General features: G+C 35.7%; 25 protein-coding genes. All 25 read left to right on the top strand.

Going from position 1 to position 26,391, the window contains the following annotated elements; genetic code table 11:
- Window positions 1-6 precede the first annotated feature (6 nt).
- Window positions 7-1,836, top strand: coding sequence for a polysaccharide biosynthesis protein (locus tag CFK37_RS16975; protein WP_089062989.1), 1,830 nt, complete (start codon window positions 7-9; stop codon window positions 1,834-1,836).
- Window positions 1,837-1,854: 18 nt separating this feature from the next.
- The gene (galU, locus tag CFK37_RS16970; RefSeq protein WP_089062988.1) at window positions 1,855-2,751 is read left to right on the top strand and encodes a UTP--glucose-1-phosphate uridylyltransferase GalU; all 897 of its coding nucleotides are present in this window, start codon (window positions 1,855-1,857) and stop codon (window positions 2,749-2,751) included.
- The gene (locus tag CFK37_RS16965) at window positions 2,744-3,895 is read left to right on the top strand and encodes a glycosyltransferase family 4 protein (protein WP_089062987.1); all 1,152 of its coding nucleotides are present in this window, start codon (window positions 2,744-2,746) and stop codon (window positions 3,893-3,895) included. Before galU ends, CFK37_RS16965 begins: the two co-directional genes overlap by 8 nt.
- Window positions 3,880-4,998, top strand: coding sequence for a glycosyltransferase family 1 protein (locus CFK37_RS16960; RefSeq protein WP_089062986.1), 1,119 nt, complete (start codon window positions 3,880-3,882; stop codon window positions 4,996-4,998). The genes CFK37_RS16965 and CFK37_RS16960 overlap by 16 nt, the downstream gene beginning before the upstream one ends.
- Entirely contained in the window at window positions 4,995-5,879 is an 885-nt protein-coding gene (locus CFK37_RS16955; RefSeq protein ID WP_089062985.1) for a glycosyltransferase family 2 protein, read from the top strand. The genes CFK37_RS16960 and CFK37_RS16955 overlap by 4 nt, the downstream gene beginning before the upstream one ends.
- On the top strand, window positions 5,880-6,959 hold the full coding sequence (locus CFK37_RS16950) for an EpsG family protein (protein WP_089062984.1): 1,080 nt from the start codon (window positions 5,880-5,882) through the stop codon (window positions 6,957-6,959).
- A 20-nt stretch (window positions 6,960-6,979) separates the two neighbouring features.
- Window positions 6,980-8,050: a UDP-glucose 4-epimerase GalE gene (gene galE / locus CFK37_RS16945; protein WP_089062983.1), complete on the top strand. Its 1,071-nt coding sequence runs from the start codon at window positions 6,980-6,982 to the stop codon at window positions 8,048-8,050.
- A 16-nt stretch (window positions 8,051-8,066) separates the two neighbouring features.
- A complete protein-coding gene (locus tag CFK37_RS16940; protein ID WP_089062982.1) occupies window positions 8,067-8,654 on the top strand; it encodes a sugar transferase in 588 nt (195 codons plus the stop codon).
- A 1-nt stretch (window position 8,655) separates the two neighbouring features.
- Window positions 8,656-9,288 carry an acetyltransferase gene (locus CFK37_RS16935; protein WP_089062981.1) on the top strand — a complete coding sequence of 211 codons (633 nt, stop codon included), beginning with the start codon at window positions 8,656-8,658 and terminating at the stop codon, window positions 9,286-9,288.
- A gap of 28 nt (window positions 9,289-9,316) precedes the next feature.
- Window positions 9,317-10,501, top strand: coding sequence for an aminotransferase class I/II-fold pyridoxal phosphate-dependent enzyme (locus CFK37_RS16930; RefSeq protein WP_089062980.1), 1,185 nt, complete (start codon window positions 9,317-9,319; stop codon window positions 10,499-10,501).
- Window positions 10,502-10,505: 4 nt separating this feature from the next.
- On the top strand, window positions 10,506-10,850 hold the full coding sequence (locus CFK37_RS16925) for a helix-turn-helix domain-containing protein (protein ID WP_089062979.1): 345 nt from the start codon (window positions 10,506-10,508) through the stop codon (window positions 10,848-10,850).
- 21 nt (window positions 10,851-10,871) lie between these two features.
- Entirely contained in the window at window positions 10,872-11,633 is a 762-nt protein-coding gene (locus CFK37_RS16920; RefSeq protein WP_245837246.1) for a glycosyltransferase family 32 protein, read from the top strand.
- On the top strand, window positions 11,630-12,832 hold the full coding sequence (locus CFK37_RS16915; RefSeq protein ID WP_089062977.1) for a glycosyltransferase: 1,203 nt from the start codon (window positions 11,630-11,632) through the stop codon (window positions 12,830-12,832). The genes CFK37_RS16920 and CFK37_RS16915 overlap by 4 nt, the downstream gene beginning before the upstream one ends.
- 25 nt (window positions 12,833-12,857) lie before the next feature.
- Entirely contained in the window at window positions 12,858-13,880 is a 1,023-nt protein-coding gene (locus CFK37_RS16910; protein ID WP_089062976.1) for a glycosyltransferase family 2 protein, read from the top strand.
- Between the two features lie 6 nt (window positions 13,881-13,886).
- Window positions 13,887-15,074 (top strand): glycosyltransferase, encoded by a 1,188-nt coding sequence (locus CFK37_RS16905; RefSeq protein WP_089062975.1) that lies wholly within the window; start codon window positions 13,887-13,889, stop codon window positions 15,072-15,074.
- A 16-nt stretch (window positions 15,075-15,090) separates the two neighbouring features.
- Entirely contained in the window at window positions 15,091-16,212 is a 1,122-nt protein-coding gene (locus CFK37_RS16900; RefSeq protein WP_089062974.1) for a polysaccharide pyruvyl transferase family protein, read from the top strand.
- Window positions 16,212-17,399, top strand: a complete 1,188-nt coding sequence (locus CFK37_RS16895) for a glycosyltransferase (RefSeq protein WP_089063699.1) — start codon at window positions 16,212-16,214, stop codon at window positions 17,397-17,399. The genes CFK37_RS16900 and CFK37_RS16895 overlap by 1 nt, the downstream gene beginning before the upstream one ends.
- 153 nt (window positions 17,400-17,552) lie before the next feature.
- Window positions 17,553-18,617, top strand: coding sequence for a glycosyltransferase (locus CFK37_RS16890; RefSeq protein ID WP_089062973.1), 1,065 nt, complete (start codon window positions 17,553-17,555; stop codon window positions 18,615-18,617).
- 27 nt (window positions 18,618-18,644) lie between these two features.
- Window positions 18,645-20,420, top strand: coding sequence for an ABC transporter ATP-binding protein (locus tag CFK37_RS16885; protein WP_245837245.1), 1,776 nt, complete (start codon window positions 18,645-18,647; stop codon window positions 20,418-20,420).
- A 177-nt stretch (window positions 20,421-20,597) separates the two neighbouring features.
- Window positions 20,598-22,529: an asparagine synthase-related protein gene (locus CFK37_RS16880; protein ID WP_089062972.1), complete on the top strand. Its 1,932-nt coding sequence runs from the start codon at window positions 20,598-20,600 to the stop codon at window positions 22,527-22,529.
- Between the two features lie 12 nt (window positions 22,530-22,541).
- Window positions 22,542-22,679: a paeninodin family lasso peptide gene (locus tag CFK37_RS19995; RefSeq protein ID WP_157724878.1), complete on the top strand. Its 138-nt coding sequence runs from the start codon at window positions 22,542-22,544 to the stop codon at window positions 22,677-22,679.
- Between the two features lie 246 nt (window positions 22,680-22,925).
- Complete coding sequence (locus tag CFK37_RS16875) at window positions 22,926-24,863, top strand: asparagine synthase-related protein (protein ID WP_089062971.1); 1,938 nt, start codon at window positions 22,926-22,928, stop codon at window positions 24,861-24,863.
- Between the two features lie 17 nt (window positions 24,864-24,880).
- Complete coding sequence (locus tag CFK37_RS20555; RefSeq protein WP_157724877.1) at window positions 24,881-25,048, top strand: paeninodin family lasso peptide; 168 nt, start codon at window positions 24,881-24,883, stop codon at window positions 25,046-25,048.
- A gap of 76 nt (window positions 25,049-25,124) precedes the next feature.
- Window positions 25,125-26,060, top strand: a complete 936-nt coding sequence (locus tag CFK37_RS16870; RefSeq protein WP_089062970.1) for a phosphoenolpyruvate carboxykinase (ATP) — start codon at window positions 25,125-25,127, stop codon at window positions 26,058-26,060.
- Window positions 26,057-26,347, top strand: coding sequence for a lasso peptide biosynthesis PqqD family chaperone (locus CFK37_RS16865; RefSeq protein ID WP_089062969.1), 291 nt, complete (start codon window positions 26,057-26,059; stop codon window positions 26,345-26,347). The genes CFK37_RS16870 and CFK37_RS16865 overlap by 4 nt, the downstream gene beginning before the upstream one ends.
- The last annotated feature ends 44 nt before the right edge of the window (window positions 26,348-26,391 follow it).

The raw sequence follows: 26,391 nt of genomic DNA, 5'->3' as shown, positions 1-26,391 counted from the left end.
AGGCCAATGACGTACAGACAAAGGCTGCCATTATTTATCATCCTCGATTCCTGTATTGTGCTCACAGCTATATTTGTTAGTGGCATTTTGGTTAATGCAAGTATTTATGTACTGACGTCTCCAATCATTATCAGCTCCGTTACGATTTTGCTAAGTCATCATTTATTTTCACTTAAGCTAAAACTTTATAAGAAGGTATGGGAATATGCAAGTGTTGGGGAATTAATCATTATTTTTAAAGTAGTATCGTATTCCATTCTTTCTGCTGCAATAGTTCAGCAAGTGCTGGTCCAAGAAACATTTTTAAGGATGCTTGCTGTCACATGGACACTTCATATGTTGTTAATAGGTGGATCCAGATTCATGTGGAGGCTGTATCGTGATTCCGTGATGAACAAGAATGATAATAAAAATAGAACATTAATTGTTGGTGCAGGGTCAGCAGGAACAATGGTTGCCAGGCAACTTTCAAAGGATAATGACAGTCACTTACTGCCTGTTGCCTTTATTGACGACAATATAAGGAAACACCAGCTTGATATTCTGGGGATCCCGGTTATAGGCGGGGTTGGGAAAATAGCAAGTGCTGTACAAGAACTTAACATAGAAAATATTATTATCGCCATTCCTTCATTGAGTAAAAAGGAACTAAATACAATTTTTTTAGAGTGTGCAAAAACTAAAGCTAAAACAAAAATTCTTCCACTTCTTGAGGATTTGGTAACAGGTAAAGTATCTGTCAGTCAATTTCGAGATGTGCAAGTAGAAGATCTGCTTGGCAGGGATCCAGTGGATATGGATATTGAAAGTATCTCTGAGAGTATCACCGGAAATGTGGTGCTGGTTACTGGCGCAGGAGGTTCGATTGGTTCTGAGGTGGCAAGGCAGATATCCATGTTTCGACCTAAACAGTTAATTCTGCTTGGCCATGGTGAAAATAGTATTTATTCAATTGAGTTGGAGCTAGGAGAGACGTATGAAGGGAGCTCAATTGAATTCTTTACAGAAATAGCCGACATTCAGGATGCTAAGAAAATGGCGGCAATTATGGCTGACTATCAACCTGATGTAGTATACCATGCCGCAGCACATAAACATGTGCCACTAATGGAACGAAATCCGGAAGAAGCGGTTAAAAATAATATAATCGGTACATTGAACGTGGCCAAGGCAGCTGACTGGCATCATGTGAAAACCTTCGTCATGGTTTCAACAGATAAGGCGGTAAATCCTACAAGTGTGATGGGTGCATCGAAAAGGCTGTCCGAAATGATTGTTCAGGGAATGGACCGGACAAGCGAAACAAAGTTTGTTGCGGTTCGGTTTGGTAATGTTTTGGGGAGCAGGGGGAGTGTGATTCCTTTATTCAAAAAACAAATTGAGAAAGGTGGTCCAATAACGGTAACTCATCCAGATATGGTCCGTTACTTTATGACTATTCCTGAAGCATCGAGACTGGTTATTCAAGCGGGTGCATTAGCACAGGGCGGGGAAGTATTTGTTTTGGATATGGGAGACCCTGTCAAAATTGTCGATCTGGCTAAAAATTTAATTAAGTTATCTGGAAATGATATCAATGAAATTGGGATAGAATTTACGGGGATCAGGCCAGGGGAAAAGCTGTTTGAAGAATTATTGCAGGAAAATGAAGTGCATGATCAGCAGGTATACCCGAAAATTTATATTGGAAAAACAGCAGCCCTTTATTTAGAAGAAATTGATGACATTATCTCCACTTACTCTAAACTAGATCGGGATATATTAAGGAAAAGAATAGTTCAATTGGCTAACCAGCAAACGGCATATCCGACACCTGCCATGTCAGTATCCATATAAATAAAGGGGGTAAATCATGTGAAAGTAAGAAAAGCAATTATTCCTGCTGCTGGACTTGGAACCAGGTTTCTGCCGGCTACTAAGGCAATGCCTAAGGAGATGCTGCCAATCGTTGATAAGCCAACAATTCAATATATCGTGGAAGAAGCAATCGCATCAGGTATTGAAGATATTATTATAGTGACCGGAAAAGGGAAACGCGCAATTGAGGATCATTTCGATCACTCCTTTGAATTGGAACAAAACCTGTTTGGCAAAGGGAAATTTGATTTATTAAAAGAGGTGCAAAAGTCTTCAAACCTGGTTGATATTCATTATATTCGCCAAAAGGAACCAAAAGGGTTAGGTCATGCAATCTGGTGCGCCCGTAAATTTATTGGCGATGAGCCCTTTGCAGTATTACTTGGAGATGACATTGTTGAAGCCGAGACACCTTGCCTGAAGCAAATGATTGAACAGTTTGATCGATATAATGGATCTATTTTAGGGGTTCAGCAAGTGTTGGATAAAGATGTATCGAGATATGGCATTGTGGATGGAAAAGATGTCGACCACCGGTTATACCGTGTAAAGGATTTAATTGAAAAACCAAGACAGGAAACGGCGCCTTCCAACCTGGCTATTCTAGGCAGGTATATATTAAGTCCGCAGATTTTTGAAATATTGCAAAGTCAAAAGCCTGGTGCAGGTGATGAAATCCAACTGACAGATGCAATCGCAGAACTAAATAAACATGAAGCAGTGTTCGCCTATAATTTTGATGGAACCAGATATGATGTTGGAGAGAAAATGGGATATATTAAAACGACGATTGAATTCGCTTTAGAACGAGGCAGTTTAAGGAAAGAGTTACTTGATTATCTCTCTGCAGTAGTCGAAAGGGAATTAAGACCAATCGGTGATGACCATGGCTAAAAAAATCCTGTATTGCGCAACAGTAGACTATCATTTTAAAGCTTTCCATCTACCATATATGAAAGGCTTCAAAGAACAGGGCTGGGAGGTTCATGTTGCTGCAGCAGGAGAGATGGATTTACCATTCACCGATTATAAGTACGAGATTCCTTTTCAACGATCGCCATATAGTTTATCAAACGTAGCAGCATATAAGGAACTAAAGGACATCATGGTACGTAATAACTACGATATCATTCACTGTCATACACCAATTGGTGGACTAATAGCCCGCCTTGCTGCGCGAAAGCCGAGAAAGCGTGGAACAAAGGTTATTTATACAGCACATGGTTTTCATTTTTGCAAAGGTGCGCCACTGATTAATTGGCTCCTTTATTACCCAATTGAAAAATGGATGTCCCATTATACAGACTGTTTGATAACCATTAATCAAGAAGATTACCAGCTTGCCAGCACTCGGTTAAAAGCTAGGCACATTGAACATGTTCATGGGGTGGGAATTGATACCAATCGATTTATGCCCATCGCAGAAAACAAAAAAGTAGAATTGAAAAAGTCATTTGGCTATAAAGCTGATGACTTTTTATTATTTTATGCAGCAGAATTTAACAAAAACAAAAATCAGGAATTCTTACTTCGGTTACTAGCAGCGATTAAAGATAGCGTTCCAAATGCGAAACTCTTATTTGCTGGCGAAGGTGCACTGCTCGAAGGTTGCCGGGAGCAAGCAAAGTCACTTGGAATCAGCCACATGGTTAACTTTCTAGGATTTCGAAATGATATTCAAACTATCGTACCAATGTGTGATATCGCGGTCGCATCCAGCTATCGTGAAGGGTTACCAGTCAATATCATGGAAGCTATGGCTTGCGGGTTACCGGTTGTGGCAGTGGATAATCGGGGGCACAGGGAACTCGTTCACAATAATGAGAATGGATGGTTGGTGGCTGACAATGATCTCCAATTCTTTTCGGAAAAGGTAATTGTGCTTGCAACAACCAAAGCGTTGAGGGAAAGTTTCGGGCAAAACGGAAGAAGTATGATGTTATCCACATATAGCGTTCATAAGGTCTTGCAAGAAATAAATTTCATCTATGCAGCGTATATGAAGGAAGGGAGGGAGCTTTCATGGGCGATCCACTGAGGGTTTTACATGTTGTCGTGAATATGAATCGTGGCGGAGCAGAAACACTTATCATGAACCTGTATCGAAATGTGGAGCGCGCCAAGATTCAATTTGATTTCTTAACTTGTAAGGAAGGCGTTTTCGATAAGGAAATAATGGCACTTGGCGGGAAAGTTCATCGAATACCTTATCTAACCGAGGTAGGGCATTCAGGCTATTTACGTGAACTGGATAAATTTTTCATGGAAAACAGTTCATATCAGATTGTTCATGCCCACATGGATAAAATGAGTGGCTTCGTTCTTCGTTCTGCTAAAAAGGCAAATATTCCAATAAGAATTGCCCACAGTCATAATACCAGGAGTGAGGGCAGTATCATATCAAAAGTCTATAAATGGTATGCGGGAAAGAACATCAAATCAAATGCAACCCATTTCTATGCTTGTTCACAGGCTGCAGCCAAATGGTTATATGGAAATAAGACGCAAAATCCATTCATTCTTAAGAATGGAATTGTAACAGACAGATTTCAATATACACCTAGTACACGTGAACAAATAAGAACGGAGCTTAAAATCAATAAGAATTCATTGGTTCTTGGGCATGTCGGAAGATTTTCCCGGCAAAAAAATCACCTATTTTTATTGGAAGTATTTGCAAATGTAAACAAGGAAATACCGAACTCTGTACTACTGTTGGTTGGTGATGGTCCTTTAAGGCCGAGAATTATAGAAAAAGTAAACGAATTAAATTTACAGAAGAACGTGAAACTGCTTGGGGTAAGGGAAGATATCGATGCATTGCTCCAAGCCTTTGATCTATTTGTATTCCCTTCGTTACATGAAGGGCTGCCGGTAACTCTAATTGAAGCACAGGGGTCAGGGTTGCCATGTTTAATTTCCAATTCAATAACAAAGGAAGTTGATATGGGGGTTGGCCTGGTAGAATTTCTACCAATTACCGATAAGGATATTTGGCAAACAAAGATTTGTAATCTAGTGAAGGCAGACCGCTCAAGAAGGATTACGCAGAACGCATTAGTGAACAACGGCTATGATATACGAAAAACAGCGAGCCACGCTCAATCATCTTATATAACGTTGGGCAGGGAAGTGGTATGAAACAATTAACCATATTTACTCCCACCTACAATCGGGCGCATTGTCTGAAAAACTGTTATGAAAGCCTTAAACGGCAAACTTGTAAAGACTTTGTGTGGTTAATTATTGATGACGGGTCAACTGATCACACGAAAGAGTTAGTTGGTCGTTGGATCAAGGAAAACAAAATTCATATTATCTATCACTGGCAAAAAAACCAGGGAATGCATGGTGCACATAACACAGCTTATGAACGGATAGTCACGGAATTAAATGTGTGCATTGATTCTGATGACTATCTGCCTGATGATGCTGTCGAAAAGATACTCACATTCTGGAACAAATATGGAAGCGAGAATGTAAGTGGATTGGTTGGCCTTGATGCTGATAACAAAAATCATATAATCGGAACAAAACTGCCAAAGGATTTAGACCGTTCTACATTGTTTGATCTCTATTATAAACATGGGGTCACCGGGGATAAGAAGCTAGTATATCGTACAGCATTAACGAAAAAGTATCCTTATCCACTCTTTAGTGATGAAAAATATGTAGGTTTAGCATACAAGTACTACATGCTTGACCAGGATTATGAAATGTTACTGATGAATGAAACTTTATGCTGTGTGGAATATCTTCCAGACGGATCTTCACGCAATATGCTAAGCCAATATCGGAAAAATCCAAAAGGGTTTGCTTTTTACCGGATTGCACTAATGAAGTTGCCATTTACTAACCGAAGTTTCAGGTATAGGCAGGCTGTACATTTTGTATCCAGTAGCTTGCTGAGCAGGAACCGGTCATTCTTATCTGAAACACCAGACAAACCACTGACAATACTAGCAGTTCCATTTGGTTTTCTGTTATATCTATACATTACAACTAAAACCCGGGTGGTATAAATGACATTACTTTGGATTAATTTGGCAATTGTATTTACCTGTTCTTTTTTTGCCCGGTATTTTTCAGCATCAGTAGAGGCTACTGCAGCTTCTCCCGTTCCAATAAAACCAAATAAATTCCTGATCGGGTTCGCATTTGTTTCAATGGTTGCTGTATCGGGTCTTCGGTCAAATATTGGTGATACATTTTTTTACAAGTATACTTATGAATTAAATGACTTCACGTTGGATTATATTCTTGCTAATAAGGATATTGGATTTGGCTTTCTGCAAATGCTGTTAAAAAATGCTATCTCGGAAGATCCACAAATCTTGATTTTTACTACTGCTTTACTAACGAACGCGATTATCTTTGTTGTGTTATACAAGTATTCGAGAATGATTGAATTAAGTTTGTACGTGTATATCACAGGCGGTTTATTTCTAGTTTCGATGAATGGAATTAGACAAGTGCTTGCAGCAGCAATCGCCTTCGCTGCTACAAAATATTTAATAGAGGGAAATTGGATAAAATATTTTCTCGTTATATTTGCCGCATCGTTATTCCATCAAAGTGCACTTATCTTATTGCCGATTTATTTCATTGTCCGATTCAAAGCCTGGTCAAAATTAACCTTGGCATTATTAATTGTAGCGGTACTTATTGTTATCGGGTTCGATAAATTTTCCGCTCTTCTGTTCACGGCAATTGAGGACACCCAGTATGGACACTATCAAAATTTTGCGGAAGGGGGAGCAAACAGCCTGCGTGTCGCTGTTGATTTGGTTCCTTTATTTATTGCCTATTTAGGAAGGGAAAAGTTAAAAAGGATATTCCCTAATAGTGATTATATAGTCAATATGACGTTACTCGGCTTCGTATTTATGATGATATCAACACAAAATTGGATTTTTGCCCGATTTTCCATTTATTTTGGATTATATCAATTAATCTTGATTTCCTGGATCGTGAAGGTATTCAGGGAAAAGGATGAAAAGTTTATTTACTATGGGATAATCGTTTGTTATCTTGCTTACTTTTATTATGAAAATGTAGTTACGTTAAACATCCTGTATAAGAGTGATTATCTAATTTGGTAGCGGGGAGGGGAAAATGATAAATGATGATTCTTGTAACTGGCGGGGCTGGCTATATTGGCAGTCATACCTGCGTAGAACTATTGAATGCAGGGCATGAAATTGTTGTTTTGGATAACTTTTCAAACAGCCATCCAGAAGCATTAAGACGTGTATCGGAAATAACGGGTAAACAATTTACCATCTATCATGCCGATTTGCTGAATAAGGAAAAACTAAACGAAGTATTTGCTAAAAACAAATTTGATGCAGTTATCCATCTTGCGGGTTTAAAAGCTGTCGGAGAATCGGTAACCGTTCCACTAAGATATTATGAAAATAATATCACTGGAACCATTTATTTGGTAGCTATGATGAAGAAGTATCAAGTGAGAAGACTAGTATTTAGTTCATCGGCAACGGTTTACGGTATGACGAACAAGATGCCAATTACTGAGGACACACCTTTGTCTGCTGTCAATCCATATGGGCGGACAAAGCAAATGATTGAAACGCTATTGCATGATGTCTATCAAGCGGATAAGACCTGGAATATAGCTTTACTGCGCTATTTTAATCCAGTAGGCGCCCATGAAAGCGGGCTGATAGGTGAAAATCCGAATGGAATCCCAAACAATTTAATGCCGTATATCTCACAGGTGGCAATCGGTAAGTTAAAGAAGCTAACCGTTTTTGGCAATGATTATCCAACAAAAGATGGAACAGGTCTGAGGGATTATCTTCATGTGGTTGATTTGGCAAAAGGTCATGTAAAAGCGTTAGAAAAAGATGAAAATGGAATTGATGCCTATAATCTTGGAACAGGAACAGGTTACAGTGTTTTAGAGATGATTGCAGCGTTTGAAAAAGCTTCCGGACAAAATATTCCATTTACTGTTTCAAATCGTCGAGCGGGTGATGCAGCTGTATGTTATGCAAATCCTGTGAAGGCCGGAATTGTACTTGGTTGGCAGGCAAGCAGAGGAATCGTTGAAATGTGTGAGGATACGTGGAGATGGCAGCGAAATAATCCAAGTGGTTATGAGGAGGCGGCTAAGAATAGAGATGGAACCCCGATGCTTAATTATGCAACGGGTTTTTTAATGCCGGAATAGAAGGGGGCATAGCATTGTGAAACGGGTAATGGATACAATCATTTCGCTCATGCTCTTGCTTGTTTTTTCACCGATTATGATTGCCATTGCTGTAGCCATTCAAATGAACATGGGCGCCCCAATCATTTTTAAACAGCAGCGACCAGGATTATTTGGAAAGCCCTTTTACCTTTATAAATTCCGCAGCATGATCAACACAACTGATAATCAATCAGACTTGATGCGGCTAACAACATTGGGACGGTTGTTAAGGAAATATAGTCTGGATGAACTTCCGCAGCTGATTAATGTAGTGAAAGGCGATATGAGTTTAGTAGGGCCGCGTCCATTGTTAATGGAATATTTACCTCTTTATACCAAAGAACAGGGGCTGCGACATCATGTCAGACCAGGTATTACTGGGTGGGCTCAGGTAAATGGAAGAAATGCAATTACCTGGTCAGCGAAATTTAATTTAGACATTTGGTATGTGAAAAACCGGAGCCTTCCATTAGATTGTAAGATTCTGCTTTATACGATCGCTAAAGTCTTGAAAAAGGAAGGGATCAACCATGATGAGTCCGTTTCGATGGAAAAATTTAAAGGATCAAATGAAGTGATTTAGTATGAAGGTAATAATCTTGGGAGATGGCGGTCACAGCAGGGTCATACAGGAAATAATTATATCTAAAAAAGAAAATCAAATCATTGCAATGTTAGATGATAAGTATGAACAAAAGTTTAAGGTAAAAGGAATTATTTATGCTCCTATTCCATTTTTAGTAAGGCTGTTGGGGCCGAATATAAGAGTGGTTGTTGCAATTGGAAGTAATCAAATTAGAAAGAAAATCGTAAAACAGTTAAATTTGCCGTCGGAATACTATTTATCTGTCATCCATCCAACCGCGGTGATCAGTTCAACGTCCAGAGTTGGAAATGGGACGGTTATTATGCCAAATGCGGTTGTAAATGCAGGAGCTGAAATTGGCATGCATAGCATTATTAACACCGGTGCAATCGTGGAGCATGATAACAGGCTTGGCGATTATACGCATGTATCACCTAATGCAACCTTAACAGGTAATGTGAGTACCGGTGAAGGTGTGCACATTGGATCATCAACCACGGTTATTCCAGGCATACACCTTGGTAAATGGTCCGTTGTTGGGGCCGGTTCTACTGTAATAGAGCATATCCCAGCATATAGTAAGGCTGTGGGATGCCCAACGAGAATAATTGAAAGAATACTAATTAAATAAATTCAGGAAAAGACGGTGGTTTCTATATATGGTCAATCCGAAAATTTACCTTTCCCCGCCACATATGAGTGGAAGGGAGCAATATTATTTAATGGAGGCGTTCAAATCTAATTGGATTGCACCACTCGGTCCAAATGTAGATGCATTTGAAAATGAAATAGCCGCGTATGTAGGAGCTATTGAAGCTGTTGCCGTAAATTCCGGCACAGCAGCCATTCACCTGGCTCTTTCTTTATTAAGTGTAACAAAAGGAGATAAAGTATTCTGTTCAACCCTTACATTTGTTGCCAGTGCTAATCCAATTTTGTATCAGGGTGCGGAACCAGTGTTTATTGATTCGGAGCCTGACACATGGAATATGTCGCCAACAGCGCTTAGAAAGGCCTTGAATGAGGCAGCTTTAAAAGGAAAACTGCCTAAAGCTGTTATTATCGTTAACCTATATGGTCAAAGCGCAAGAATGGATGAGCTCCAACTTATATGTAATTACTATGGCATACCAATCATTGAGGATGCAGCCGAATCATTCGGATCCACATATAAGGATAAGGCAAGCGGGACATTTGGCAAATATGGTATCTATTCATTTAATGGTAACAAAATTATTACCACATCCGGCGGTGGCATGCTTGTATCTGATGAAAAGGAGACAATGAGGCAGGCTCGTTATCTGGCCACCCAAGCCCGTGATTCAGCACCCTATTATCAGCATAGTGTGGTTGGGTACAATTATCGAATGAGTAATCTCTTGGCCGGAGTTGGAAGGGCACAATTACACGTATTGGAAAGCAGAGTGGATGCAAGAAGACGTATTTTTGATCGGTATTACCACGCATTAGCTGATCTGCCCGGAGTTAATTTTATGCCTGAATTAGCTGGAACACGTTCAAATCGTTGGTTAACAGCCCTGACCATCAGGGAAGAAAAGCTCGGGGTATCTGTAAGACAAATCGTCGAGTCAATGAATAAAGCAAACATTGAAGCACGCCATGTATGGAAACCACTTCATCTGCAGCCATTATTTAAAGATGCTGCTTATTATTCACACACTGAAGATGAGCATATCGCGGAAGACCTGTTTCAAACAGGAATATGCCTTCCATCGGGATCAAACATGACGGAGAAAGAACAAAATAGTGTTATTAATTGTTTTATAAATACGGTAAATGACGCCAAAAAAACGATTTATTACTTTAGAAAACACGAGGTATAGTGGAATGATAGGAAAAAATATCCAGGTGATACGGAAGAAAAAGGGGCTAACCTTATCAGAGCTCGCCAGTCGTGCAAGCATTTCAAAATCCTATTTAAGCAACATTGAGCGCAATGTGAATACCAATCCATCGGTACAAATTATGGAGAAAATTGCAGCCGTGCTCGACGTGGATCTTCAGGTGTTAGTCGATTCAACCAGTGATTCACAAGCTATCCAAGAGAGCGAATGGATCGATTTTGTCAAAGAATTAAAAGATTCAGGTGTAGATAAAGAACAGCTGCAGGAATTTAAGACGCTGATTGAATTTGCTAAATGGAAAAATGAGAATGGAGATGTGGAGAAGTGAAGATGAATGGGGGCTATAATATTGAGTGTAAACGAAAGTGAAAATAAAATCCCTAAACGTATACATTATTGTTGGTTCGGAGGAAAAGAAAAGCCAGATGTCGTTATAAAACTTATTAATAACTGGAAAAGGCTATTACATGATTACGAATTAATTGAGTGGAATGAAAAAAATTTTAATATCAACTCAAACTCATACGTGAAAGAAGCATATCAAAATAAAAAATACGCGTTCGTTAGTGATTACGTAAGAGCACATGCTTTATATAATGAAGGTGGTATTTATTTAGACACGGATGTAGAAGTATTTAGAACGTTTGATAATCTATTGTATCATGAATCATTTTGGGGATTTGAGCAAGGGAACTTTATAGCTACAAGCACTATAGGAGCCACGAAAGGAAATAAAGTTTTAAAGCTATTATTAGATTCGTATCGAGATAGAAGTTTCCTTAAAAATGATGGGAGCTTTGATGAGTTAACAAATGTAGCAATTATTACTAAAATCCTAAAAGAAATTGGAGTAGAAATGAATGGGAAATATCAAGAATTTATTGGATTTGGTGCAATTTATCCCCAAACATATTTCTCACCATATGATTATATAAATTGTAGATGCTTTCTAACAGAAACTACTTATACCTTACATCATTTTAATAAAAGTTGGTTGCCAACAAAGGCTAGGTTAAAAAGTAATATGAAAGTTCTAACCTCCAAAGTGATAGGTGGAGACAATATTGCAAGAATTAGACAATTAGTCTCAACTTCTAGGAGATCAACATGAAAAAGCTGTTAATATCCTCTTTTGATTTGGAAGTTGGCGGGGTTGAGAGGAGTTTAATCAATTTACTCGAAAACTTTGACTACAGTCAATACGAAGTGGATTTAATGTTATACAGGCATAAAGGTGATTTCATGAAATTGCTATCCAAGAAAGTAAATTTATTACCTGAAATACCAGTTTATAGTACATTCAGAAAGTCAATAAAAGAAACATTTAAAGATGGGCATTACAATATTGGCTATTCAAGAATTTTATCCAAAATTAACTCGGATATTAAAGGAAGATTAAAGGGAATTGTTGAACCGGGCTATTATCAAATGCAGCTTATGTGGAGATATACATTACCTTTTCTACCTGTAATAGAGAAAGAATATGATTTAGCAATCAGTTATTTATGGCCACACTACTTTGTAGCTAAAAAAGTTAAGGCAAAAAAGAAAATAGCGTGGATACATACTGATTTTTCTACAGTAGAAACTGATGTAAATATGGACCTGAAAATGTGGAACCACTTTAATCTTATTATTGCGGTATCACAGGCTTGTAAGGATGCCTTTTTAAAAAAATATAGTGAACTACAAGATCGGGTAATAGTAATAGAAAATATTGCTTCCCCAGACTTTGTTAGGAAAATGGCAGATGAAAAGGTAGATAATCTATTGATGAAGGATAAAAGATTTAAGGTAATAACTGTTGCCAGGTTATCTCATGCCAAGGGAATTGATAACGCGGTAAAAGCTTTAAGGATATTAAAGAATAGAGGGTATGATGATATAGCATGGTATGTAGTTGGGTATGGAGGGGATGAAAAAGTACTACAGGAATTAATAGCAAAAAATGACTTAAAAGGAAGATTTATTTTAATGGGGAAAAAAATCAACCCGTATCCATTTATGAAAGCAGCGGATCTATATGTTCAACCGTCAAGGTATGAAGGTAAAGCCGTTACTGTCGGGGAAGCACAAATTCTTGCTAAACCCATTATGATAACAAACTATCCAACTGCAAAAAGCCAAGTTCAAAACGGAATTGACGGGTATATTTGTGAACAAACTATTACAGGAATATCCGAAGGAGTCGAAAACCTGTATAAGCATCCTGATTTAAGAGAAGTTCTATCGAAAAACTGTATAGAGAAGGATTATGCAAACTTTAAACAACTAAATAAACTTTACACAGTTCTAAAAGAAATTAAATAAGATCAGATTGATTAGGAAGGATAATATGAATCCACTAGTAAGTATAATTGTTCCGGTGTATAATTGTGAATCCTACATTTCTGAATGTTTAGACAGTATACTTTTCCAAACATATTCAAATATTGAAGTTTTAATTATTAATGATGGATCTATTGACGATACAGAAAAAAATATTATGAGTTATCTAAAAAGAGATTTGCGGATTAAATATTTCTTTCAAGAAAATCGTGGCCCTTCTGAAGCGCGCAATATAGGAATTTCTAATTCAAATGGAAAATTTATTGTTTTTGTTGATGCTGATGATACGATTGATAGTACTTATGTCGAGTGTTTATTTAATAGAATGGATAGCCTAAACTCAGACCTCGTCTGTTGTGGTTATAAAGATATTTCTGTCTATGGACAGGTTGAATATAATGATTTCAACTTTGAAAATACCAATTCCATTCATTCCATCATGGAATTGGTCTGCAAGGGGACAGGGGGAGTGTTATGGGGGAAAATATATAAAAAAGAGATTATTACTAAGAACAAATTGAAAATGAATAAGGAACTCTTCATGAACGAAGATCTAGTATTTGTTCTTCAATATGTTTCTGTGTGCAAATCGTTCTCATTTTTAAATAAGCATCTATATAATTACAACAGATTGAATCAAAATAGTATAACTGCTAAATCTGATATCAGTTATATTAATAACTTTATATCAGTTTGTATGCATATAGAAAAAATTTTTGAATGTGTTAACCTCGAAAGACAAAAACAAAATAAAATTATAACCAAAAAAATACAGGACATTTTAATAAAAATTGTTGAACAGCAAAGCGGGAATATTGAAAAAGGGGAAACGAAGGAGGCAATTTTAAATGTAACCCATATAATCGAGATGAATTATATAAACACTAGAATTGATAATTTTGAGACTCATTCCTTACTATATAAACCATATATTGTTCTGTTGAAAAAGAAATATATATTACTAGCACTCTACTATGGGAATTTAGTAATTAAATTAAAGAGAATTAAAAATAAATTGGTTAGAAGGTAAGTACCTATGAAAAGCAAACTACTATTTGTTATTGACTCACTATGTATTGGGGGAGCGGAGAAAAGTTTAGTTTCATTGTTAAACATGATAGATCCGTCACTGTATGATATCGATTTACTTCTTTTTAAAAAAGGAGGGGAGCTTGAAGATTTAATACCTAATTATGTAAATATATTATTAGTACCAGAATACTTTCGATTCATAAATAAAGAAATATCCGGGGCGGCGATTACTAATGCTTATTTTTATTATTATAAATTTAAAACTTCATTTGCCTTAAGGTTGAATAATTTGAAAAAAAATCCACTTCATAGTGAGCAGGTAGTCTATAAATGTATACATAAAATCTTTACTCCACTTTTTCAAGAATACGATGTTGCAATAGCCTACAGTCAGGGTATGCCTACGTATTTTGTTGCAAATATGGTTACATCTGAAAAAAAATTAGCCTGGATCAATACTGATTATAGCAATACATTGTATGATAAAGAAATTGATTATGATTCATATAAGAAAATTGATAAAATAATTGCAGTTTCCCAGCATACAAAGGAATCGGTATCTAAAACTAGAAATGAATATCACAATAAGGTAGAAATATTTTTAGACATAATTAATCCTAAAGTTATTTATAAAATGGCTGAGGAACAAGAGAGTAGCGAATTTGATAAATCAGAAATAAACTTACTAACAGTAGGTCGACTAGAAGCCGTCAAAGCACATAATAAAGCCATTGAGGTTGCAAAAAAATTAAAAGATTCAGGTTATGAATTTAAATGGTATGTGATCGGAGAAGGGTCGGAAAAAGCGAAACTCCAAAAGTTAATCCACAAATACGGGTTAAACGACTATTTCATATTACTTGGCAAAAAATTAAATCCCTATTGTTATATGAAAGTTTGCGATATTTACGTCCAAACATCACTAAAAGAGGGATTCGGCTTGACCATCAATGAAGCAAAAATATTAAAACGGCCAATCATTTGCACTAACTTTTCAGCTGCAAAGGAAATTATTACTAACAATGTTGATGGAGTAATTGTAGAACATGATATAGATAGTATATATTACGGTATAAAAAAGTACTTAGATGATAGAGCCTTTAAGAAAAAAATAGAAAATGAATTAGATAGAACTATAACTTATAGTCCTGTACATCAAATATCTGACTTTTATAAATTAATTAGCAACTAAACGAGGTGATTGATCAGTGGAAAAGATTTTTGTAGATGTTTATCTTGCATTCAACTTAGGGGATGACCTCTTCCTAGATATACTGGCAAAAAAATATCCGGACTGTGAATTTACGGTTAACTATGTGGGTAGTCACTATGATGAATTTATCTCAGGATATAAAAACGTAAATAGAAGAAAATATACACTTTTCAACAAGATTGGGCAGCGCCTCAGGCTAACTGATTCAATAAAAAACTATGATAAGATTGCAGAGAATCACAAAGCATTAATTTTTTTAGGGGGATCTATTTTTAGAGAGGAAAGATATCATAAATCCTTATATAAAGATAGATTAAAATTAGTAACAGAGTTTAAGAATAGAAATAAACCTGTATTTATACTTGGCGCAAACTTTGGTCCTTACGAGACAAAAGGGTTTTTGAATGATTATATGAAACTTTTTAAACTATGTGATGATGTGTGTTTTAGGGACTTAGATTCGTATAAATTATTTGATAATCTCCCACAAGTAAGACACGCTTCTGATATAGTTTTTCAAATGAGAATAGAGGATTATATAACAATAGGGGCTAAAAAAAATATGGTTGGGTTTTCGATTATTGATGTGAGACATAAACAAGGTTTATATTCTTATTATGATGACTATATAGTCAGTACAGTAAAGGCTATAAACTTAGTAGTAAAGAAAGGCCACGATTGTTGTTTAATGTCTTTTTGTGAACTAGAGGGAGATCTTGAATTAATAGATGAAATAAAATCCCATTTATCTTTAGAAACGCTTAAAAAGGTATCCGTATATAATTATCGAGGGAATATTGAAGAGGTTATGGGTTTAATTACTTCTTTTAAATTATTTATAGCGGCAAGATTTCATGCAAATATATTAGCCTTATTATTGGGTATTGGGCTTATACCCATAATATATAGTAATAAAACTAGTAATATGCTTAAAGACATAGGCCAATGCAATATTTTAGTAACTATGAAAGATCTTCACTTACAATATGACGAAAATATAATAAATAGAGGTTTTGATAATAAAGCTATGATAGAGCCTTTATCAAAAGACTCTATAAAACAATTTAAAAGTTTAGATGAATTACTAAACATCTCTAAAGAGGATTTGGGGATATGATGAAAAAGAATATAGTGTTTATGCTTATAAATATGAATGTGGGTGGAACAGAAAAGGCTTTACTTAATATGATTTCTGAGATTCCAAAAAGTGAATATGACATTACAATACTAATGTTAGAGAAATATGGTGGTTTTCTTAATTCGATACCGAGTGAAGTGAATGTGGAGTATGTTAAGGAATATTGTGAATTAAAGGAGGTTTTGAATAGGCCACCAAAGGAAGTTGCTTTAAACCTCCTGAAAAGGGGCAAGATATGTGGCACAATTGGTCTTCTGTTTACACAACTACTTTCCAAATTTCTTAAAAATAGAAGTATTTTCTTCAAGTACGTTTTAAAGAACGTACCTGGCTTAAAAAGTGAATATGATATTGCTGTAGCTTATGCTGGTCCAATGGACTTCATAAGCTATTTTGTTATCCATAAAATAAAAGCAAAGAAGAAGGTTCAATGGATTCATTTTGATGTTTCTAAGATCGGGTTTAACATAAATTTTGCGGTTAAAATATATAAATACTTCGATAGAATATATGTTGTTTCTGATGAAGCTAGAAAGAAACTCATTAAACTTGCGCCTTCAACAAAAGAGAAGTCAGAGGTTTTTTTGAATGTAGTGTCATCGAATATTATAAAAAAACAATCATTAGAAGGGGAAGGATTTAGGGATAACTATGAAGGGCATAGGATTCTAACTGTTGGTAGATTAGCAAATGAAAAAGGCCAAGACATAGCTATACGGGTTCTGGCGAGGTTAGTAAAAGAGGGTTATAAAGTTAAATGGTACTGCCTAGGTGAAGGTAGTTCACGAACCGAATATGAAAGGTTAATTAAAGAATATAATGTTCAAGATAAATTCATTCTTTTGGGTTCGAATCCAAATCCTTATCCATACATGGATCAGTGTGATATTTATGTTCAACCGTCAAGATATGAAGGATATTGTATTACCCTTGCCGAAGCAAGAGCCTTACAAAAACCTATTATTACAACCAATTTTACCGGAGCAAAAGAACAAATTAAAAATGAAATTACCGGAATAATTGTAGACATTCAAGAAGAACAAATTTATTTCGCAATAAAGAAATTATTAAATAATCCTAGACAATCTACCGTATTTTATTTCAATTTATCAAAAGAAATATTTAAAGATATAAATCAGATGGAAAAAATTTATCACCTTGTTTAAGTGGGGATGCAAAGGAAGGGTTAACGTGGGTTCAAATAATTGAAAACCCAAAAAGTCGTAAGGATTTAATATTTAATCTGTCTCAAAATAGTGTGGATACTACAAAAGAGATCACCAAATTATTCAACTATATGAATTAAAGGAGTAAAAGCCTTGAGTAATAAAATTAGTATTATTGTACCTATTTATAAAGTGGAGTCCTACATTAATAAATGTATTGATTCAATTTTAGCTCAAACCTATAATGATTTTGAGCTTATTCTTGTAAATGATGGATCTCCAGACAACTGTGGAGAAATTTGCGAGGAATATGCAAAAAAGGATAAAAGGATACGTGTCATTCATAAGAAAAACGGTGGAGTGTCTTCGGCTCGGAATAAAGGAATTGAAATAGCTAAGGGAGATTATATTGGTTTTGTAGACCCGGACGACACAATTGAACCAACAATGTATGAGGAATTACTAAAGGCAGCAGATTATTATAACGCAGACATGGTTATTTGCCCGATTAAAAGTATCAATTTAGTAAACAACACAACAAGTGTATCTTCAATTTGGAAGGATAAAGGTCAACTTATAGGGAAACAAAATATCATAAATGATATAATTCCTTCTTTACTACTTGGTAAAACCTATAGCTTGGTTTCTAGTGTAAACAAACTTTACAAAAAATCAATTTTTGATTCACATAATATAAGGTTTGATGAGAATAAGCATCATAGTGAAGATGTAAGGTTGAATTTTACTTTACTTACCTTGGTTGACAATTTGTTGTACGTGGAAAAGGCTTACTATAAATACTATATCCGAAATAGAGAATCATTAACTAAAATTTTTAGAGCAGATTTATATGACTATATATTAGATAATAAAAACTTTTTAATTGAATTAAGTAAACAATACAAACAAGATGAAAATATTGAAAGTGTAAAAAACCATTTTACAAAGGTCACATTATTGTTTATGCAAAATGTGGCAGTTAAAAAAGACATATCCGCGGAACAAAGATATGAAATTGTATCAACAATAATGGAAGACAGTGATTTTGCAAAGGATATATTGATATATAAATGCCCGTCCATTTTTTATAAGCTTCTAACATTAATTTGTATTAAAAAGGATGCTAGGCTGTTTATCAATGCACTAAAATTTAAAACAAAGCTCAATATTTTAAGAAAAAATCAAATTAGTATAAGACTTTTTGGGACAAAAATGTAACTGGTTGTTTTGGTGAGGAGTGAAAAATTGATAAATATAATCACAAAACTATTAAAGTTGTTCAACAAAAGGGATAAGAAAAAATTACTGATCCTTTTTTTTATGATGATTATAGCGGCTCTATTTGAAACTGTTGGAATTGGGTTGATTGTTCCCTTTGTTGGGATTATAACAAACCCCAACATTATTCAGGAGCAGGCAGTTCTATCCAACATCTATGAATTGTTTAATTTTCAATCAACAACATCATTTGTTATTTTTTCAGTCATTGTATTGCTATCTATATTTGTATTAAAGAATCTCTACTTACTTCTATTCAATTATGCACAGTTTCGGGTTATATTGAATCAACAAGTAAAGTTGTCCGGTGAATTGTTTAAAGAATACCTGACAAAACCATACACTTTCCATTTACAGCGAAATACAGCAGATCTATTACGCAATGTAAATGGAGAAGTATCAAGGGTGTTTCAAGGCATTATAATGTCAGGGTTTCAATTATTTACTGAAATTCTTGTCACTACATGTATATTGGTGTTGCTTTTGGTGACGGCGCCAGTTGCAACTATAGTTGCTTCTATCTTATTGGGTGGAAGTGTTTTTTTGTTTTTTGCAATTCTTCGTAAAAAAATTAGTCTTTTGGGTAAAGAACAGCAAAAAGTTAGTGGAACAATGATCAAATGGGTAAATCAGGGTCTAGGAGCAAGTAAAGAAGTTAAAGTCTCGGGGAAAGAAAATTTCTTTATAAAAGCCTACAAAGGTCAAAGCCAAATTAAGGCAAACAATAGCCGATATATGAAAATGTTGGAACAAGTACCAAGGCTATTTATCGAAACATTATTAGTATCTATTGTTCTTATTACCATGTTAATAGTAGTGTTTCAAGGAACAAGTACATCGCAAATTGTATCGACCATGGCACTGTTTACTATGGCAGCTTTTCGATTGATGCCTTCAATTACACGTGTTGTTGCTTTAACGACAACTATACGATATAGTCAGCCAGCATTATCTGTAGTATATGAGGACTTGTTTATGAATACGGAGGAATCTATTAACTCTAAAAAAGATTTTGCATCAATTAATAAAGGAAAGAAAACATATACCGACTCTATAAAATTAAATGGGGTTTCCTTTAGGTATCCAAATCAATTGGAAAACTCAATAAAGGATGTTTCTCTTACTATACCCATTGGTCAATCCGTTGCGTTTATTGGCGAGTCCGGCGCGGGCAAAACAACACTTGTAGATATTATCCTTGGACTATTTCGACCAGAAAGTGGCAGCGTTTTAGTGGACGGGAAAAATTTGCATGAACAAAAGTCTATATGGCAGCAAAAAATAGGCTATATCCCGCAAGCTATCTTTTTATCGGATGATACGATTCGAGGAAATGTAGCTTTCGGGATAAATGATAATCAGATTGCAGATGAGGAAGTATGGAGGGCATTAGAACAGGCACAGATGAAAGAATTTGTTGAAGCACTTCCTGAGCGTTTGGAAACAACCGTGGGTGAGCGAGGCGTAAGATTATCTGGAGGTCAACGTCAAAGGATTGGTATTGCACGGTCACTGTATCATAATCCAGAAATATTGTTTATGGATGAAGCAACTTCAGCATTAGACAATGAAACAGAGAAAGAAATAATGAAAGCAATTGATGGATTAAAAGGTGAAAAGACTTTGATTATTATAGCGCACCGATTAAGTACAATAGAAAACTGTGATATTGTATTTGAAATCAATAATGGGGGACTTGTAGCAACTGACAATAAATTAGAGAAGTCGGGATCAATGCCATAACAATTAACTAGATTTTGTTTAAATTTTACTTGTGAATAGTAATTATATGTGGTATTGTTCATTATAAAGAACATAATGTAACCCAAAAGCAGGAGTATAATTGTTTTATTTACTTTGTAATAATCATTCATTTTGTTCTTTATTGAGAATAATTTTTTAAATACGGGAGAGAAAATTATGAGTGCTATAGTCGGGATATACAATAGTAATGATGAACCTATATCTGATGAACAAAGCATTTGCATGATGCAGGCTCTTCAAAAATTCCCTGCTGATGACGTTCATATTTGGCAGCAGAAAAATATCTTTCTGGGCTGCCATGCACAATGGATCACCCCTGAATCAGCTGGTGAAAAGTTGCCTTTTTATAACTATGAAAGGCAATTATCAATTACTGCTGATGCCATTATTGATAATCGTGAAGAGTTGTTTGATATTTTACGGGTTAGGAAAGATCAAAGGAAAGTAATGCCAGATAGCCAATTGATTTTGCTGGCATATTGTAAATGGGGAGATAAGGTTGCTAAACATTTAATAGGGGATTTTGCATTTATGATTTGGGATGAACAAAAGCAGAAATTATTTGGTGCCAGAGACTTTTCCGGTGCTAGAACACTTTATTATTACAATAAAAATAATCATTTTGCATTCAGTACTGTTATACAACCGCTAATATCTTTACCCTATGTGGAGAAGGATTTAAATGAACTGTGGCTGGCAGATTTTTTAGCCATACCGGATATGTTTGATACTGTAGATCCGTCTTCAACTGTATATAAAGGGATTTGCCAGGTACCGCCTTCCCATACGATATCAGTAAGTAATGGAAACGTGGCCCTTTCACAATACAATACATTGACTGTAGAAAATAAATTAAATTTAAAGTCAAATGCTGAATACGAGGAAGCTTTTATAGATTTATTTGGAAAAGTGATCAATGATTATTTACGAACTGATCATAAGGTAGGTTCACGCTTAAGCGGGGGATTAGATTCCGGTTCTGTTGTTGGTTTTGCTGCAAAAGCCTTGGAAAGAGATAAAAAACCATTGCATACGTTTAGTTATGTGCCTCTGGATGGTTTCGAAGACTGGACACCTAAAAGTAAATTAGCAGATGAAAGCCCCTATATTAAATCGACTGTCAATCATGTTGGAAATATTAAGCAAAACTATCTAAGTTTTCCTGGTAAAAGTCCATTAACAGAAATGGATTTATGGTTGGATGTACTTGAAATGCCATATAAATTTTTTGAAAATTCGTACTGGATTTCTGGGATTTATGAAGAAGCTAGCCGACTAGGAGTAAAGGTGCTTCTAAATGGATCGAGGGGTAATTATAGTATTTCATGGGGGGATGCTCTAGATTATTACACAAAGCTACTCAAAAGGCTACGTTGGATAACTCTAAATAAAGAAATTAATGCATTTATTCATGTTAAAGGGACAGGAAGAAAAAGGATTTTGTCTGTAATAGGGAAAAAGGCATTTCCCTTGATTAATAAATTTGGCTATAAATCAGAACACTCTATACCAATGTTAATACATCCGGAATTTGCTGAAAGAACTAGAGTAATAGAAAGGTTACAAAGTTATGGTATTGATGAAACGGGTTCTACCTTACCAAGTACCTATGGAGCACGAAGGAATCAGTTTGAAAAACTATTTTATCGAAGTAATGGAACTGTTGACACTAAATTTTCGTTAAGAAACGCAATCTGGAATCGTGATCCAACAAATGACCTCCGGATTGTCCGATTTTGTTTATCTGTACCCGATTCACAGTATGTACAGCAGGGAGTGGATCGATCATTAATTCGTAGGGCAACTAAAAATGTTTTACCGGATAAAGTAAGATTAAATCATAAGGTTAAAGGGGCCCAGGGTGTAGATGGTATCCAAAGGCTACTTCCCAAATGGGCGGAGTTAATCAATGAATTCCAAAATATTACCATAGATCCTGTAATGTCTGAATGTTTAAACCTGGATGTAATTAAATCAGCAATAGTAAAAGTAACGGAAAATCCAAAACCAGAACTTATACTTGATTCAGAATTTAAGTTATTAATGAGAAGTTTAATTTTGTATCGATTTATTAAAAGAACTTTTTAAGGAGGTGATAAGATGAAAAAGACATGGAGTAAGCCGTTATTAGAAGTACTTGATATCAATATGACTATGGCCGGGCCAGGATTACATTATCCAGATGAAGTTCAACCTGATCCAGACGCAATGAAAGACGATGTTGTTAATTACAGTTAATTAATACTTATGAAAAATAGACCTGTATACTTTGGTATGCAGGTCTAACCATAGTTAACTATATTAAGGAATTATTCAAATTATTATTGACATCTCATGTGAATAGTGGTAAATTTGACCTAGTTAATTCTTTATAAAGAACAGATATTAAACCCCGAACAACTTCTCACTAATGAGAAGCAGTTTTTTAACATCGTTGTTCTTTATAACGAACAAAAATAACTTGGTAGTTTGGGGGGATATATTGTGAGTGCAATAAATGGAATAATGCATTTTAATGGAGAACCCATAATAAGAGAAGACTGTAATTGTTTAATGAAATCCTTAAGTGAGTATCCATCAGATTCCATTGATTCATGGAAAGAGGAAAATATCTTTCTCGGTTGTCATGCGCAATGGATCACTCCCGAATCTATTAATGAACAGGTTCCTTACTATGATTACGAGCGACAACTTACTATAACACTGGATGCAATTATTGATAACCGGGATGAGTTATTTGATAGGTTACAAGTCAATCAAGAACAAAGAAAGCTAACACCGGACAGCCAGTTAATATTGTTGGCATACCACAAATGGGGCGAAGAAGTTCCAAAGCATTTGAATGGTGACTTTGCCTTTATGATATGGGATGCAAAAAAGCAGAAATTGTTTGGTGCTAGGGATTTTTCCGGAGCCCGGACGCTTTACTTTTACCGTAACCAAAGTAGATTTGTTTTTTCGACAACGATTGAACCATTACTCTCATTACCTTATGTTCCAATGAAACTTAATGAGGAATGGTTAGCTGAATTCCTGGCAATTCCCACTATGGTAGAGGCAGTTGATATGTTTTCAACAGTGTATCAAACAATTCAACAGGTACCACCTGCACACAGTATTACCGTCGTGGATGGAAAAGTTTCGCTTATAAGATATAGCACAATCGATATTAGAGAAAAACTAAAACTTAAGTCGAACAGAGAGTACGAAGAGGCATTTCGACATGTGTTAAAAGAGGCAGTAACGGCCCGTACCCGCACCCACGGTGAGGTGGGCTCCCATCTGAGTGGGGGATTGGATTCGGGCTCAGTTGTTAGCTTTGCCGCGAAAGAACTACAAAAGAAAAATAAACGTTTACATACCTTTAGTTACATTCCAGAAAATAGCTTTACGGATTGGACTTCCAAGTATTATATAGCTGATGAAAGACCCTTTATAAAAGAAACCGTAAATTATGTAGGGAATATCTCAGATAACTATTTAAGCTTTGAAGGGAAAAGTCCTTTTACAGGGGTTGATAGCTTTTTGGCAATAATGGAGATGCCATATAAATTCTTTGAAAATACTTTTTGGTTAAAGGGTGTAAATGAAGCAGCTAGCAATCAAGGGATAAAAGTAATGTTAAATGGTGCGAGAGGAAATCATTCAATATCTTGGGGATCTATAACTTTAACATTCGATTTTTATGCAGACCTATTTAAAAAATTAAAATGGATACAGCTTTTAAGCGAATTAGATTCTTACTGTAAAAATTTTAATACGGGAAAGAAAGTCATGATTCCATTCGTTGCAAAAAGGGCAATTTTGTCCGTTTTTGCAAAGACGGACGACCAATACAAATTTCCTTCATTTATTAACCCCTCACTTGCAAAGAGGACAAATGTTTTTGAAAGGCTTGAACAATATGGACTTGATATAAATGGTGGTATTAAAAATCTAACAAAGTATCGGGAGAATTATTTCAAGCATCTGTATGTTTGGAATAAAAGCGGAGTTGCTTCAACGAAGTTATCTTTGCGTTATTCATTATGGGATCGTGATCCAACTAATGATTTAAATGTTATACGCTTTTGTTTAGCATTACCGGAGGAACAATATGCTAAAGGTGGAATGGGAAGATCGATAATACGGAGGGGAATGAAAAACTTTTTACCGGATAAAGTGATAATGAATCAACATAGGCGAGGAATACAAGGGGCGGATGTCATACACCGTATGTCAGCTAGGTGGAATAGTTTTATTGACGAACTTCATGAGATTGCAAACAACCAAATTGTAAGTGAATTTATTAACAAGAGGGTGTTTAAGGAGTCTTTATCAAAGATGGGGACTGAACACAGACCGGAAATAGTGTTCACTGATGAATTTAAAATCTTGACACGTAGTCTAATCGTTAGTCGCTTTATAAAACGTTTCGATTAAAAAAGGGGGTGATAAAGATGAAGGAGACTTGGAAAAAACCGATGTTGGAAGTTCTTGATGTTAGCATGACAATGAATGGGCCGGGCAATGCAAATGCGGATTGTTTTGATGTGTCAGATGGGAAGCATGAAACCCACCACGGACAGTCAAACGCAAGTTGTTTACCAAACGATGTAGACAGTTAAACTTTACCTATCCATTAGCCCTTATACTTTTTCTAGGTGTAGGGGCATTCATTAAAAAGCAGGGGAGAGAAGATTGATGATAGATACTGTGAAAAAAATCGTTTATAAAGCTTTCGGTTTGAGTATTTCTAGTGATATTCCACTGTCAGAATTGCCCCAGACTAACACGGAAGAGAAATTGGCGGATATTTTTATACGGTACGCTAATTTATCAGAAATATGGTCCGATCTATCAGAGGGAAACAGGTACTTTGTTGTTAAAAAAGATTTTGTTTTATTTCATATTCCTGATATAGCCATTTTTTTAATTCAAAAGGGTAAAGAGATTCTTGTTTCACCTATAGATGGTTTCAAAGAAGATCAAATCAGACTCTACGTCCTAGGTACTTGTATGGGGGCACTATTAATGCAAAGAGAAGTACTTCCCCTACATGGAAGTGCATTAATGATCGATGGAAAGGCATATGCGATTGTGGGTAATTCAGGTGCTGGTAAATCAACACTTGCTTCCGTATTTTTAAAAAGGGGTTACCGACTCCTTAGTGATGATGTAATCCCGGTAACATTACGTGAGGATAACCTCCCAATTGTAACACCCGCCTACCCACAACAAAAACTTTGGATAGAAAGTTTAGATCAATTTGGTATGGATTCAAGATCCTTTCGCCCCATATTCAACAGGGAAACAAAGTTCGCAGTTCCAGTTCCAGAACAATTTGCAACCGAACCAGTCCCTTTGGCCGGGGTATTTGAACTTAATAAAACGGATAACGATGAGATTGAAATCCACCCTATTAAAAATCTTGGAAAACTACATACCCTGTTCAACCATACATACCGGAATTTTTTAATTAATCGGTTAGGATTATTAGAATGGCATTTTAGTACAACTGCAAGCATAGTCAATCAAATTATCCTTTATCAAATTAAGCGGCCTGATTCTTACTTTTCTGCTAATGAGTTAGCAGATTTAATTTTAAATAAAATAGGTGAAGGGGAGGAAGTCACATGATTAAAAACCAAAGTATTCTTAGTCAGGAACAGGGAAACATTGTAAGCGATATGGACGGCGAGAAGGTGATGTTAAGTATCCACAATGGTAAATATTACAATCTGGGACATATGGGAGGGGAGATTTGGGAACAAATTAAAGACCCTATAACGACAGAAGATTTAATAGCATATTTAATGGATCATTATGATGTGGAGCGGGACGAATGCCAGGAACAGGTGCTGTCCTTTTTAAATCTATTATTAGATGAAAAGCTCATTAAAACAGGGGAAGGTGCAGCATTTTAAGTGTCTCATGAAAGGTGCCTTAATCAAGCTATCCTGAAAGGGGG

Origin of the sequence: Virgibacillus phasianinus, from assembly GCF_002216775.1 — a bacterium.
GTDB classification, from domain to species: Bacteria; Bacillota; Bacilli; order Bacillales; family Amphibacillaceae; genus Virgibacillus_F; species Virgibacillus_F phasianinus.
Note: the sequence above shows the minus strand (reverse complement) of the source record. Positions and strands in the feature narration are given on the sequence as shown.